We start from the raw sequence: 14,264 nt of genomic DNA on the forward strand, positions 1-14,264 counted from the left end.
AATTCCCGGCACCACGAATTCCCCCTATGGTGCCGGGCCTTTCGAGCACTAAGCTGCTCATCAAGTGACCACAGTGAGTGGTCTTTAAATCGGTTTAGCTCCGAATGGGGCCCACCGAAGATTGCGGGAGTGGATTATGGTAACCAAGATAGCAATCAATGGATTTGGACGCATCGGCCGCAACGTGCTGCGCGCCATCGTCGAATCCGGCCGCACCGACATTGAAGTCGTTGCAATCAACGACCTCGGCCCGGTCGAGACCAACGCGCACCTGCTGCGCTATGACAGCGTTCACGGCCGTTTCCCGGCAGAGGTCAAGGTCGACGGCGACACCATTTCCGTTGGCGGTGGCAAGCCGATCAAAGTGACAGCGATTCGCGATCCGAAGGAACTGCCCTGGGGCGAACTCGGTGTCGAAATCGCCATGGAATGCACCGGCATCTTCACCGCCAAGGAAAAGGCCTCCATGCATCTGGAAGCCGGCGCCAAGCGCGTTCTGGTCTCCGCTCCGGCCGACGGTGCCGACAAGACCATCGTCTACGGCGTCAACCACGATGCGCTGACCGCCAACGACCTGGTGGTTTCCAACGCGTCCTGCACCACCAACTGCCTGTCCCCGGTCGCCTATGTGCTGAACGAAGCCATCGGCATCGAAAAAGGCTTCATGACCACGATCCACTCCTATACGGGTGACCAGCCGACCCTGGACACCATGCACAAGGATCTCTACCGCGCCCGCGCCGCGGCCATGTCCATGATCCCGACCTCGACCGGCGCTGCAAAGGCCGTCGGCCTGGTGTTGCCGGAACTGGCCGGCAAGATGGATGGTGTCGCCATCCGCGTTCCGACCCCGAACGTTTCCGTGGTCGACCTGAACTTCATCGCCAAGCGCGACACCACCGTTGAGGAGATCAACGAAGCCATCAAGTCCGCCGCCAATGGCAAGCTGAAGGGCGTGCTCGGCTACACCGAAGACAAGCTGGTGTCCATGGACTTCAACCATGACAGCCACTCCTCGGTCTTCCATTGCGACCAGACCAAGGTCATGGACGGCACCTTCGTGCGCATCCTGACCTGGTACGACAACGAGTGGGGCTTCTCCAACCGCATGGCCGACACGGCCGTGGCAATGGCAAAGCTCATCTGATTGTTGCTTCCAAAAGACGCCGGATTATCCGGCGTCTTTTTTTGGTCGGCACGGACGCCAGGTCCGGCGAGACCACAATACGATTTTCATTTCAGGCATAGCTCCAGGGCAAAGGTCATGTAGACTGGAACTGCAGAAACGCGCAGTTCAGTCCTGGAGACGCCATCATGACTGCCTTGCTGGTCATAATTGGGTCATTGTTTACAGTTGGTTGCCTGGTAGGTTTCGGCTACTACTGGGTTGATTTGAAGAGGGACAAGGAACGCCCCCCTTCAGATCGGGACTCGGAGCCTGTCCTTGACAGCTACAATACCGACGTCTCCCAAAAGCCGAATTTCCGCCCGGAAATTCCTGACACCAATTGAAGGGTCCGGAAAATGACCACTCTGACATTTCTTTTCGGATTTATTGTGCTGATCGGCGTCGGCTTCTATTTCGTCGAACGGTCGAAGGAACGCTCCTCAGGAAACACAAAACGGAGCTGGCAGCCGGATGTGGATGGCCAGAAGACCGAAACGATGGCCAACCTTCAAACACCGCCTGATCACTAACCTTCCAAAACCACATTTTTCCCTTCCCGGAGTTTTCCTTTTTGATCGAACTGCTTACTGTCATTTCGCTGACCGTCGTGGTCGCAATCGTTCCCGGGCCAGATTTTGCCGTCGTCCTCCGCAACGCTCTCATCGGCGGACGTCTCGCCGGTATCATGACTGCGCTCGGCATCGCGCTCGCGCTCGGCGTTCATGTCACTTACGCGCTGGCGGGCATCGGCCTGATCGTTTCCCAGTCGATCCTGCTCTTCAACGCGTTGAAGCTGATCGGCGCGGCCTACCTCGTTTTCCTGGGCGTCACCATGTACCGCACGGCATCGAAGGAGATGCCGGCCGACGGTGCCCTGTCCGGAATGTCCCCCTTCCGCGCGCTCCGCTGGGGGTTCTTCACAAATGTGACCAATCCGAAGGCAACCATGTTCGCCCTGTCGGTTTTCCTGCAGGTGACCTCTCCCGCAACGCCGCTCTGGACCCAGATCGGCTACGGCGTGATCATGGCCGGCGGCGTGTTCCTGTGGTTCGTCCTGGTAACCTTCTTCTTCACCCTGCCTGCCGTGCGCCTCAAGTTCATGCATGCCAAGCTCTGGATGGAGCGCTCTTTCGGCATTCTGCTGACCTTGTTCGGTATCGGTATCGCCGTTTCCACAAACTCCAGCCGTCCTTGATGACAGGTGCTTCCCAATAGGTAATTCAATGGCTTTCAAAACTCTCGATGATCTGACTGACATTGCCGGCAAACGTGTTCTGGTCCGTGTCGACCTCAACGTGCCGATGGATGGCAGCAAGGTGACGGATACGACCCGTATCGAACGCGTTCTGCCGACCATCCGCGAGCTGTCCGACAAGAAGGCCAAGGTCATTTTGCTGGCCCACTTCGGTCGACCAAAAGGGGAGCGCGTTGCCGACATGTCGCTCGGCCCGGTCGCATCGGCGGTCGCCGGCCTGCTCGGCAAACCCGTGGCCTTTGCAGACGACTGCATCGGCGAGGCCGCGAAGGATGCTGTCGACGTCATGGCCGACGGCAATGTCCTGCTCCTGGAAAACACCCGCTACCATGCAGGCGAGGAAAAGAACGACCCGGACTTTGCCAAGGCTCTTGCCGCCAATGGCGATATCTACGTCAACGACGCCTTTTCGGCCGCACACCGGGCCCACGGCTCCACCGAAGGCATTGCCCGGCTGCTGCCCGCCTATGCCGGACGCACCATGCAGGCCGAACTGGAAGCCCTCGGCTCCGCACTCGGTAATCCGGTCCGTCCGGTTCTCGCCGTGGTGGGGGGTGCGAAGGTTTCTTCCAAGATCGATCTCCTGGAAAACCTTGTGACCAGGGTCGACATGCTGGTGATCGGCGGCGGCATGGCCAACACCTTCCTTGCCGCAAAGGGAACGGATGTCGGCAAGTCTCTGTGCGAGCATGATCTTGCGGAAACGGCGAAACGCATCATGACCGCAGCCGACAAGGCCGGTTGCGAGATCGTCCTTCCGGCCGATGCCGTCGTGGCGAAGGAATTCAAGGCCGGTGCGGAAAACGAAACCGTCGCGCTCGACGCCATTCCGGCAGACGGCATGATTCTGGACGTGGGTGCGGCCTCCATCGAGACCGTGAAATCCAAGATCGATGCTGCCAAGACCCTCGTCTGGAACGGCCCGCTGGGCGCCTTCGAGATCGCACCCTTCGATACCGCAACCGTTGCGGCAGCCAAGCATGCCGCGGCCAACACAAAGGCAGGCAAGCTGAACTCCGTGGCTGGAGGCGGCGACACCGTTGCAGCGCTCAATCATGCTGGCGCGGCGGACGACTTCTCCTATGTGTCCACCGCCGGCGGTGCTTTCCTGGAATGGCTGGAAGGCAAGGAACTTCCGGGCGTAAAGGCACTCGAAGGCTGACGGCTTCAAGGGACAGGGAATCGCAATGCAGCGCTGTTTCACCAATATTCTGACCGAGGAGGTCGCCGCAACGGCGGCCTTTTACCAGGATCTGTTGGCCATGAAGCCGCAATTCGAGTCCGACTGGTTCGTCAGTCTGGCAGATGCGGAAAACCCTTCCCTCGAACTCGGCATCCTGAAACAGACAAGCGAGATTGTCCCGGCCCGTGCGCAGCGAGCCACCGCCGGAGTGATCCTCACATTTGTCGTCAACGATTGCGCTGAGGTCTACGAACGCGCCCAGGCGCTTGGTGTGAATGTGGTCGAGGCACCGCGTGAAATGCCCTATGGCCAGATGCGGATGATTGTCAGGGATCCGGCCGGAACGTTTGTCGATATCAGTTCGCCGGTTTAAGCTGTCACGGGCCGGGCAGTTTGAACGCCTCAATTTAATTCGATCCGCGAATTAAATCTGACAGCGCGTTTTCCGGCAGGCCCTTGTGTTTTAATTGATTTAGGCGGCCGCGACCCTCTGTTCATGGCTGAAAATCTTGCTAGAACGACCGGGACTTGACGCACCGCAAAATAGGTGTCGAGATTTTTCGCAAGCCTTGTCGGCTAAACGGAACCGCTTCCTCAGGAGATTTTTGATGGCACGTATCACCCTCCGCCAGCTTCTTGATCATGCCGCTGAACACGACTACGGCGCTCCGGCATTCAACATCAACAACATGGAGCAGGCGCTGGCGATCATGGCAGCGGCCGACCAGACCGATGCGCCGGTCATCATCCAGGCCTCCCGCGGTGCAAGGTCCTATGCTCACGACGTGATGCTGAAGCACATGATGGACGCGGTCGTGGAAATCTTTCCGCACATTCCGGTCTGCGTGCATCTGGACCACGGCAACGCACCGCAGACCTGCATGACCGCCATCCAGGCCGGTTTCACCTCGGTGATGATGGATGGCTCGCTGGAAGCCGACGGCAAGACCCCGGCAAACTGGGATTACAACGTCGGCGTCACCAAGACCGTGACCGACATGTCCCATCTGGGCGGCATCTCCGTCGAGGGCGAACTCGGCGTTCTGGGATCTCTGGAAACCGGCATGGGCGACAAGGAAGACGGCCACGGCGCGGAAGGCAAGCTCAGCCAGGAGCAGCTGCTGACTGACCCTGAGGAAGCCGTCAAGTTCGTCCAGGAAACCAAGGTCGACGCACTGGCCATCGCCATGGGCACCAGCCACGGCGCCTACAAGTTCACCCGCAAGCCGGACGGCGACATCCTCGCCATGCATGTGATCGAGGAAATTCACCGCCGTCTGCCGGAAACCCACCTTGTCATGCATGGGTCGTCCTCCGTGCCGCAGGACCTGCAGGACATCATCAACCAGTACGGTGGCGAGATGCCGCAGACCTGGGGTGTGCCGGTGGAAGAAATCCAGCGCGGCATCAAGAATGGCGTGCGCAAGGTCAACATCGACACCGACAACCGCATGGCGATGACCGGCCAGATCCGCAAGATCCTGAGCGAAAACCCGGGCGAATTCGATCCGCGCAAATATCTGAAGCCTGCCCGCGATGCCATGCAGAAGCTGTGCGTCGAGCGACTGGAAGCCTTCAACACCGCAGGTCAGGCGTCCAAGATCAAGAAAACCATTACGCTTGCCGATATGGCCAAACGCTATCAGAGTGGCGAACTGGATCCGAAGATCGCGTGATTTTCGGCCGGACCGGCACAGAAATTCTTTCACTTTCTTGAAAGAGGGGCCTTGCGTCCCTCTTTCGCCGTCTTTAGGGACAAAATCCCGATCAGACATCAATCAGGACCGCACAAGTGAACCGTCCCCGCCTCTTTCTCGTGACGCCGCCGGAATTTGACACCGCCGATATGGCGGCCAAGCTCAAACAGGCCTTCACCGGCGGTGACATCGCTTGCGTGATGGTTTACCGGCCCAGCGCCAGCACCAAAGATCTGCAGGCCGCTGCAAGCGAGCTTGTTCCGATCATTCAGGAAGGCGGCGCGGCGGCCATCATCTACCGCGACACCCAGGCGGCCGGCCGCAGCGGAGCCGACGGCGTTCATGTCGACACATCGCTGGAAGACCTGAAGCTGGCAGTGGAAAGCTTCAAACCCGATCGTATCGTCGGCACCGGTGGCACCAAGCTGAAACACGATTCCATGGAATGGGCCGAAACCGGGGTCGATTACATCTTGTTCGGCAAGCTTGATCTGCCTGAAAAGGCGCAGGCCCACGACAGGACCCTGGCCAGCGCGTCGTGGTGGGCGGAACTGTTCGAAACACCCTGTGTTGCGCTTGCCGGCAACACGCTCGACACGCTGGCAGAGGTTGCCGCGACCGGAGCGGATTTCGTCGCCGTGAAGGATGCCGTCTGGCAAAGCACCGAAGAGATTTCTACTGTTATCGCCGAAGCAAACCGTATTCTGGACGCCCATCCCTTTCCTGAAGCCGAATAGCCCGAGCTGGATGCATGCCGACACCTGAAACGAGCCTACGCCGGAAACTTATCGCCCCATCTCTGATGGCCGCAGGGCTGTTGGCAGCCGGGGTGTTCTCATTCGCGCCGTCGTCTCCCGCTCAGGCCCAGGCGCAGGCCCAGGCTAAGCCACAGGAAAATGCCGGTACCAGCGAAACGACGAAAGACGATGGCGCGGCCCCCAAGGTGGAAACGCCGACAGATGCGGACGGCAAGCCGTTACCGGTCCTGATCGACGTCACGACCAAGGACAAGACGCTTCTGAGCATCGTTGACGCGGGCCCGCCAAAACTGGACGAAGGGACTGTCGCCACCGCTGAAACCGCTTATGCCGCGTTCCAGCGTGGCTGGTTCCTGACCGCGCTCGGTCTGGCGACCCCGCTTGCGGAAGAAGGCGACAAGGCGGCCCAGGCCCTGCTGGGTGTGCTGCACGAAGCCGGGCTTGGCATTCACCAGGACAGGGCCAAGGCTGCCGACTGGTACAGCCTGGCCGCCGCACAGGGCGACACCGGCTCCGCCATGCAGTTGGCTCAGCTCTATTTGCTGGGCACCGGAGTCGAGGTCGACAAGAAGAAGGCGGCCGATCTTTTCGAAGAAGCGGCCGACGCTGGTAATGCGTCCGCGCTCTACAATCTCGCCCTGCTCTACCAGGAAGGCGAAGGCCGTCCCTTCAATGAGGAGAAATCGCGCGAGCTTCTGGAACAAGCGGCCAAGCTCAACGATCCCGAGGCCCAATATGCGCTTGGCCTGTCTTATCTGGAAGCGCAGACCGGCCTGAACGACCCCGGGCTTGGCGCGTTCTGGCTGGGGCGCGCGGCCCGCCGCGGGCACACGTCCGCACAGGTCTATTACGGCATCCTGAGGTTCCAGGGCAAAGGCGTGGATCCGAACGAGGCGGAAGCCGCGGACTGGTTCGAGCGTGCCGCCACAGCAGGCAACCCGGTCGCGATGAACCGGCTGGCGCGGGTCTATGCCTATGGCCGCGGACGGGAGCAGGATTTCGCCGCCGCCGCAGGCTGGCACCTGATTGCCAGAACACTCGGCGTTTCGGATTTCTCGCTCGACAGGATTGTCGAGAGCCTGGACGAGACCACGATGGACGAAGCGCGCAAGCTTGCCGAACAATATTCGGCCACATTGATGGCTCCGTCACAGGAGCCCGGGACGGAATCTCCGTAAACCTTGCGCCGAAGCCCGCAATCGTAAGGCTGTTTGCCTTTTTTCCTTGAACTCCACCGGCTTTTGTGGTGGACAGGCGCGAGCAAAATTCAGGCGCACCGGCGTCCCGCCGGTCACCGCCCTGCTACAGGTTCTGTTGAGTTTTGGAGTTTTGTCGTGGTTTGGGTGGTAACCCCATCGAACGCGGCAGATTTCCAATGGTCAACAGATCTTGCGATCCAAACAAATCAAACAGTCGGTCGTTCCATGAAAATCAACGGAAACGAAATTAAGCCCGGTAACGTGCTTCAGCACCAGGACACGCTTTGGGCGGTTGTCAAAGTCCAACACGTCAAGCCAGGCAAAGGCGGCGCCTTCGCACAGGTTGAAATGAAAAACCTGCTCGATGGCCGCAAGCTCAACGAGCGTTTCCGCTCCGAAGACAAGGTCGAGCGCGTCCGCCTGGAACAAAAAGACTTCCAGTATCTCTACACCCAGGAAGACATGCTGATCTTCATGGACACGGAAACCTACGAGCAGCTGGAACTTCAGGCTGATTTCGTCGGCGACCGTGCCGCCTTCCTGCAGGACGGCATGATGGTGACCGTAGAGCTGCATGAAGAGCGTCCGATCGGCATCACCCTGCCGCAGTTCGTCACCCTGGAAATCCGGGAAGCCGACGCGGTGGTGAAGGGCCAGACCCAGTCGTCGTCCTACAAGCCCGCACTGATGGAAAACGGTGTGCGCGTCATGGTTCCGCCGTTCATCACGGCTGGCGAAAAGATCATCGTCGACACCGGCTCTCTGGAATACGTCCGCCGCGCGGACTGATCTCCGACCGGCAAGACTTCAAACTGGCGCGCCCGGATTTCGCCGGGCGGCGCCCAACAACAAGTGACGAAAAATGGCCCGCACAGCTCTCCTCAACGTGATGGTTCAAGCCGCAACGAAAGCCGGACGCTCTCTGGTTCGCGATTTCGGTGAAGTTGAAAACCTTCAGGTGTCCCGCAAGGGACCCGGCGATTTCGTCTCGGCTGCAGACCGCCGCGCCGAGGACATCGTGCGTGCCGAGCTGACCAAGGCCCGCCCGACATTCGGGCTGGTGATGGAAGAAAGCGGCGAAGTCGAGGGAACGGACGGACAGCACCGCTGGCATGTCGACCCGCTCGACGGCACCACCAACTTCCTGCACGGCATTCCGATCTTTGCCACCTCCATCGCCCTGGAACGGGCTGGCGAGATCGTTGCCGGCGTCATTTACAACCCGGTGATGGACGAGCTCTACACCGCGGAGCGTGGCCGCGGCGCCTTCCTCAACGATCGCCGTCTGCGCGTTGCCGGCCGCTCGGAACTGCATGAGATGGTGTTCGGCACCGGCCTTCCCTTCATCGGGATGGGTGACCATGGCCGCACCCTGCGCGAACTGCGCCACATCATGCCGGAAGTGGCAGGCGTCCGCCGCTGCGGCGCTGCCGCCCTCGATCTTGCCTGGACCGCATCCGGCCGCCTCGACGGCTTCTGGGAGCGCAATCTCAATTCCTGGGACATCGCGGCCGGCCTTCTGATGGTGCGCGAAGCTGGCGGCTTCGTCAGCGATCTTCAGGGCAAGCACAAGATGCTGGACAGCGGCGATGTGGTTGCTGGCAACGAAGTTGCTCACAAATACCTGCTGCAGCTTCTGAAAAAGGCGGCTGCCCCGGCTCAAGGCTGATCGCTTCGAGCATTCGCCCTAAGCCCCACGCCCCGGAATACCCACTCCGGAGGTCGTCACAGCTCCGATTCATGGCATGGCGGCCACAGCTCTTGCTGGTGGCCCGACTTTCCGTATGGGCCGTTTAGGCTTCTTCGAGACCAAAGTGCCCTTTGGATAAAACCCGCTGATTTCGGGCTTTCCAGACTTTATTCGGCCCTCTTCCGCAATTCGAGGTTTCCAAGCCGTTAAAAATCACGCTATCAATCAGTTACGTCCAATTCAGGTGATTGATAACGCAATATGGCCCGTGAATTCGACCCCTACAGCCTGTCCAGTCCGCGGGCCTATCTGACCTTCATGATCATCTTTCTGGTGATCGTTGCCTTCATTGCCTTCATCCTGTTCCCGCAGATATCGACGGCTTTCATGAGCAACCCGGGTCTGAATGGCCTGATCGTGTTTGTCGGCGCGTTCGGGATACTGCTGCTGTTTGGCCGTGTGATCCGCCTGTTCCCGGAAATCTCCTGGGTCAACAGTTTCCGGATCGGCGACCCGGGCCTCGACACACGCTCGCCGGTGCTCCTGGCACCGATGGCCGCTTTGCTCGGCAACAAGTCCGGCGACATGGCCCTGACGCCAACCACCGCCCGCTCGATCCTCGATTCCATCGGCATGCGCCTTGAGGAAAGCCGCGAGATGTCGCGCTACCTCACCGGCCTTCTGGTGTTCCTCGGCCTGCTCGGCACCTTCTGGGGCCTGCTCCAGACCGTCAGTTCGGTTGGGGCCACCATCCAGTCGCTCGACGTCGGCTCGGGCGATGCCAACGTCATCTTTGAAGACCTGAAAGCAGGCCTGGAAGCGCCCCTCTCCGGCATGGGCACAGCCTTCTCGTCCTCGCTCTTCGGCCTGACGGGCTCGCTGGTACTGGGCTTCCTGGATCTGCAGGCCGGACAGGCGCAGAACCGGTTCTACAACGAACTGGAAGACTGGCTGTCCACGGTCACCGACATCGACCCGGAAGAAAGCCTGTTCAACGCGCCGGATTCGCCGGGTGTCGAACAGATACAGGCCTCGATCTCCGCGTTGCAGAAAAGCGTCGAGGACGGTGGCAGCAAGAACGCCAATCAGGCCATGGCCAATCTGGCGGAAGGCATCCAGGGCCTCGTCAAACACGTTCGCTCCGAACAGCAGATGATGCGCGACTGGGCCGAAGCCCAGGGCGAACAACAAAAACGCATCGAGGGGCTCCTGTCCTCCATTTCTGCTGCTTTCGACCGCGCGAAGGAGTAGACAATGGCCGGACTGGCAGCATTGCGCGCCCGCCGCAGGGCTCAGTCGACCGACTATTGGCCCGGTTTCGTCGACGCCATGGCGACGCTGCTGCTCGTCATCATCTTTCTGCTGTCCATTTTCATGATCGCCCAGTTCTTCCTGTCGCAGCAGCTTTCGGGGCGCGACACGGTGCTGAACAGGCTCAATGCCCAGATCAGCGAATTGACCGAGCTTCTGGCGCTGGAGCGCGCCAACTCCGGAGAGCTTGAGGACACCATCCTTGGCCTGCAGGCCAGCCTTTCCGACGCACAGGCCGAACAGACCCGCCTGACCGGCCTTCTGGAAAACAGTTCAGGTGCCGCTGATGCCGCCGGTGGACGGGCCTCGCAGCTTGAAAACCTGCTGGACGACGAACGCCAGATCAGCCAGGAGGCCCTTGCCCAGGTCGAGCTGCTCAACCAGCAGATCGCGGCACTGCGCCGCCAGATAGCTGCCGCCAACGCTGCCCTTGAAGCCTCCGAGGCGAAGGAAGCCGATAGCCAGGCCAAGATCGCGAGCCTCGGCAAGAGGCTGAACGCCGCGCTGGTGCAGCGCGTGCAGGAGCTGTCGCGCTATCGCTCGGACTTCTTCGGCCGTCTGCGCGAGATCCTGTCCCAACGCTCCGACATCTCCGTTGTCGGCGACCGCTTCGTGTTCCAGTCAGAAGTACTGTTCGACAGCGGCCAGGAAGACATCAATCCGGAAGGCCGGCAGGAGCTCGACAAGCTCGCCGACGCCATCCAGGAACTCAGCGCCCAGATCCCGGACGAGATCAACTGGGTGCTGCGCGTCGACGGCCACACCGACGCCCGCCCCCTGTCAGGCACCGGACGCCTTCGCAACAACTGGGAGCTTTCCGCCGCCCGCGCCATTTCCGTGGTCCGCTATCTGATCGAACGCGGCGTCGACCCCAAGCGGCTCGTGGCCGCCGGCTTTGGTGAATTCCAGCCGCTGCAAGAAGGCGATACGCCGGAGGCTCTGGCCAAGAACCGCCGGATCGAGCTGAAGCTGACGGAACGCTGAGCCTCGCCTTGCGTCTGGATTACCGAACCAAGTGGCACGTCCTGTCCGGTTGATCTGACAAGCTGCTTGACTTTTCCGCCCCCAGACAGACTTTTCAAGCACATGCAGATCCTCAAAGGCCATTGGCAGCTCATTCTGATCACAGCGGTTATGTTCCTCTTCTGGAACACGTTCCTCGTCGTGCCTCTGAAGATCCTGATCGTCTATCTGCATGAACTTTCCCACGCCCTGGCTGCACTGCTGACCGGCGGTTCGGTGGAGGAGATCTCGCTCTCCCCCTGGCAGGGCGGCCACGCGATCACGCGTGGCGGCAGCCGTTTCCTGACGTTGACTGCCGGATATCTCGGCTCCCTTGCCATCGGCATGGCGCTGCTGATGATTGCGCTGAAGACCGACGCGGACCGCATTGTGCTCGGACTGCTCGGAGCCTTCACCTTGCTGGTCGCCCTGCTCTATGTCCGCGACCTCTTCGCCCTGGCCTTCTGCATTGGCACTGGCGTCGCCATGCTGGCGGCGGCGCGGTATCTCAGTGTCACGGTCAACGACCTGATCCTGCGCGTCATCGGCCTGAGCAGCATCCTCTACGTGCCCTTTGACATCTTCGATGACACCATCCGCCGCTCGGGCGCCCGTTCCGACGCCTATATGCTGGCGGAAGAGTTCGGCGGGCCAACCATTTTCTGGGGCGGGCTCTGGCTGCTGGCAAGCCTTGCGATCATCTACCTGTGTCTCAGGCACGGGCTCGGGAACAGCAGCAATGTGGATTTCAGCAACCGCACCCGAAAGAGCTAGCCTGCGACTGCTGCTTGACCTGACAGTTCGCAAGGGCTGACCTATTGCGGACAATCCTTACCGGAGACCGCCATGCTGGACCTGCGCCCAAACTGTGAATGCCGCAACAAGGACCTTCCGCCGGACTCTGAAGAGGCCTTCATCTGCACATTCGAATGCACGTTTTGTGCGGACTGCGCCACGAACGTGCTGCAGGGCACCTGCCCAAATTGCGGCGGCAATTTTCAGCAGCGCCCAATCCGGCCGACCGCAGCCCTGCTGCGCCATCCCGCCTCCACGCAGCGGATCTTCAAACCGGAAGGCTGTGGCCAGGGCTCCTAGGGTTCATCCCCTAAAGCAGATTGCCGCCAACGAAGATCACCAGAAGGCCAGCACCGCCTGCAGCCAGTTTCTGCAAGGGCTTCCTGAACCCGATGACCGCGTAGGAGACAAGGCCCAGACCAAGGCCGATCTTGACCGCAGCGAGCAGCGCCGGCAGCGGACGGGCCGCAAGCTCCAGCACCGCCGGATTGGCCACCATGGCCAGCGGGATGATGTAAAGACCGATGCCCAGCGCCATCGCCGAAAGCGCGACCTTCAGCCAGTTTTCGCCGATCATGCCGGCGGCAATGAAAACCGCGCCGCAGACAGGCGGCGTGATGGTCGACAGCAGCGCGAACCAGAAGACGAAAAGATGCGCCTGCAGGGGCTCCAGCCCCTGCTGCATGAGGGCCGGTCCGGCAACGGAAACGCAGATCACATAGGCAGCGGTCGTCGGCACTTCCATGCCCAGGATCAGACAGGCGAGCGCAGTCAGGAAGAGAGACGGCCACAAATAGCCGCCGGATCCAGACAGGATCAGTGACGTGATCTTGACGCCGAGACCAGTGATCGCCAGCACGCCGATGATGATCGACGCGCAAACGATGATCGCGGCGATGACCGACACCTGACGGGCGGCGTTGACAACGGCACTCTCCAGCCGCAGCAGAATGTCCTTGATTACAAAAGTGCCACGGGCATTGAAGAACAGCAGCACAAATCCGGCCAGAATGGCGATGCAGGCGGCATATTGCGGGGTGTAGCGCGCAACGAACATGCCCCACAAAAGAACCGTAAACGGCACCAGAAAGAAGGCGGAGGTGATGGCCACCTGGCGCATCTGCGGCTGGTCTTCCCGGTCGATGCCGGCAAGGTCATACCGCTTTGCGTAGGCATTGATGCCCACCCAGACCGCAAAGAAATAGAGGATTGCGGGCAGCAGTGCCGCTGCCATGATCTGGGTATAGGGCACCCGCGTGAGTTCCACCATGACGAAGGCCCCTGCCCCCATCAGAGGTGGCATGATCTGGCCACCGGAAGAGGCCACGGCCTCGACGGCTGCCGCCAGTTTCTTCGGATAGCCGAGCCGCGTCATGGCCGGCAGGGTGATTGCGCCCGTGGAGGCCACATTGGCGGACGCCGACCCTGAAATGGACCCGAACAACGCGGAGGACAGCACGGACACCTTGGCCGCGCCGCCTTTCAACCGCCCGGCCGCGGCAGCGGCGACATTCATGAACCCCTGCCCGGCTTCCCCGGCATTGAGAACGGCACCGAAGATCACGAAAATGGCGACCACGCCCACAGAGACACCGGTCAGGCTTCCCCAGACACCGCCTTCGGCAATCGTCAGCGTGCCGAGAAAACTGGCAAGCGGTGTGCCGGAATGGCCGAACTCGCCCGGAATGTACTGACCGAACATGCCATAGGCCAGAGCCAGCGCCGCCACCACAGGCAAGGGCCAGCCGATTGCGCGGCGCGCACCTTCAAGCACAACAAGCAGCAGAATGCCCGCCAGCCAGAACTGAAAGTCGCCTTCCAGAAAGCCGTATTGATCGGAGAGCGCGGACTGATTTGCCGCGATCCAAAGGCAGACAGCCACCCCCGCAACGCACAGGACTGCACCGCTGGCACGCGTGATGAAGCCGCCTTTGGCAAAGATGAAGATCCACGGCAGGGCGAACGCAAGATGAAGCGGGCGGCTGACGAGGTTCGGCACCAGGCCGGAAAAGATCAGCCCGAGATGAAAGACCACAAGCGCCGCTGCAAGAAGAAGCATGGCCATTCGCTGGAAGGGCGATGTCTCGATATCACCACTGATCATGGGCAGGTATTCTATCTGTCTCTGCAGCCGCTCGGCCGATGGGTGCACGAGCCGCTTGCACGGTTTCAATCTGTCGGAGAGGCACCTGCCCCCGGCTGGAAC

16 protein-coding genes are annotated in these 14,264 nt (G+C 60.7%); 15 read left to right on the plus strand and 1 reads right to left on the minus strand.

What is annotated here, in order from left to right; translation table 11 throughout:
• Positions 1-136 precede the first annotated feature (136 nt).
• From gap to FMN63_RS05570, 15 genes are all read left to right on the plus strand, one after another.
• Entirely contained in the window at positions 137-1,147 is a 1,011-nt protein-coding gene (gene gap / locus FMN63_RS05505; RefSeq protein WP_148582944.1) for a type I glyceraldehyde-3-phosphate dehydrogenase, read from the plus strand.
• A 167-nt stretch (positions 1,148-1,314) separates the two neighbouring features.
• Positions 1,315-1,512: a hypothetical protein gene (locus FMN63_RS05510; protein ID WP_148582945.1), complete on the plus strand. Its 198-nt coding sequence runs from the start codon at positions 1,315-1,317 to the stop codon at positions 1,510-1,512.
• 12 nt (positions 1,513-1,524) lie between these two features.
• Positions 1,525-1,698: a hypothetical protein gene (locus FMN63_RS29365; protein WP_153297093.1), complete on the plus strand. Its 174-nt coding sequence runs from the start codon at positions 1,525-1,527 to the stop codon at positions 1,696-1,698.
• A 41-nt stretch (positions 1,699-1,739) separates the two neighbouring features.
• Positions 1,740-2,363, plus strand: coding sequence for a LysE family translocator (locus FMN63_RS05515; protein ID WP_148582946.1), 624 nt, complete (start codon positions 1,740-1,742; stop codon positions 2,361-2,363).
• 28 nt (positions 2,364-2,391) lie between these two features.
• A complete protein-coding gene (locus tag FMN63_RS05520) occupies positions 2,392-3,585 on the plus strand; it encodes a phosphoglycerate kinase (RefSeq protein WP_148582947.1) in 1,194 nt (397 codons plus the stop codon).
• A 25-nt stretch (positions 3,586-3,610) separates the two neighbouring features.
• Positions 3,611-3,979 carry a VOC family protein gene (locus tag FMN63_RS05525; protein WP_148582948.1) on the plus strand — a complete coding sequence of 123 codons (369 nt, stop codon included), beginning with the start codon at positions 3,611-3,613 and terminating at the stop codon, positions 3,977-3,979.
• A 235-nt stretch (positions 3,980-4,214) separates the two neighbouring features.
• Positions 4,215-5,282, plus strand: a complete 1,068-nt coding sequence (gene fba / locus FMN63_RS05530; RefSeq protein WP_148582949.1) for a class II fructose-bisphosphate aldolase — start codon at positions 4,215-4,217, stop codon at positions 5,280-5,282.
• Positions 5,283-5,398: 116 nt separating this feature from the next.
• Positions 5,399-6,040: a thiamine phosphate synthase gene (locus FMN63_RS05535; protein ID WP_148582950.1), complete on the plus strand. Its 642-nt coding sequence runs from the start codon at positions 5,399-5,401 to the stop codon at positions 6,038-6,040.
• Positions 6,041-6,054: 14 nt separating this feature from the next.
• A complete protein-coding gene (locus tag FMN63_RS05540) occupies positions 6,055-7,239 on the plus strand; it encodes a tetratricopeptide repeat protein (protein ID WP_148582951.1) in 1,185 nt (394 codons plus the stop codon).
• Between the two features lie 246 nt (positions 7,240-7,485).
• On the plus strand, positions 7,486-8,049 hold the full coding sequence (efp, locus tag FMN63_RS05545; protein ID WP_148582952.1) for an elongation factor P: 564 nt from the start codon (positions 7,486-7,488) through the stop codon (positions 8,047-8,049).
• 73 nt (positions 8,050-8,122) lie between these two features.
• On the plus strand, positions 8,123-8,929 hold the full coding sequence (locus tag FMN63_RS05550) for an inositol monophosphatase family protein (RefSeq protein WP_148582953.1): 807 nt from the start codon (positions 8,123-8,125) through the stop codon (positions 8,927-8,929).
• 282 nt (positions 8,930-9,211) lie between these two features.
• Positions 9,212-10,201 carry a flagellar motor protein MotA gene (locus FMN63_RS05555; RefSeq protein WP_148582954.1) on the plus strand — a complete coding sequence of 330 codons (990 nt, stop codon included), beginning with the start codon at positions 9,212-9,214 and terminating at the stop codon, positions 10,199-10,201.
• A 3-nt stretch (positions 10,202-10,204) separates the two neighbouring features.
• Entirely contained in the window at positions 10,205-11,245 is a 1,041-nt protein-coding gene (locus tag FMN63_RS05560) for a peptidoglycan -binding protein (RefSeq protein ID WP_148582955.1), read from the plus strand.
• 102 nt (positions 11,246-11,347) lie between these two features.
• A complete protein-coding gene (locus FMN63_RS05565) occupies positions 11,348-12,037 on the plus strand; it encodes a M50 family metallopeptidase (protein ID WP_148582956.1) in 690 nt (229 codons plus the stop codon).
• 72 nt (positions 12,038-12,109) lie between these two features.
• Positions 12,110-12,358, plus strand: coding sequence for a DUF1272 domain-containing protein (locus FMN63_RS05570; protein ID WP_148582957.1), 249 nt, complete (start codon positions 12,110-12,112; stop codon positions 12,356-12,358).
• A gap of 10 nt (positions 12,359-12,368) precedes the next feature.
• Here the strand turns inward: FMN63_RS05570 and FMN63_RS05575 are convergent, their stop codons facing one another.
• The gene (locus FMN63_RS05575; RefSeq protein WP_286192546.1) at positions 12,369-14,162 is read right to left on the minus strand and encodes a TRAP transporter permease; all 1,794 of its coding nucleotides are present in this window, start codon (positions 14,160-14,162) and stop codon (positions 12,369-12,371) included.
• Positions 14,163-14,264 lie beyond the last annotated feature (102 nt).

This window comes from Stappia sp. BW2 (assembly GCF_008107695.1).
Lineage (GTDB): Bacteria > Pseudomonadota > Alphaproteobacteria > Rhizobiales > Stappiaceae > Roseibium.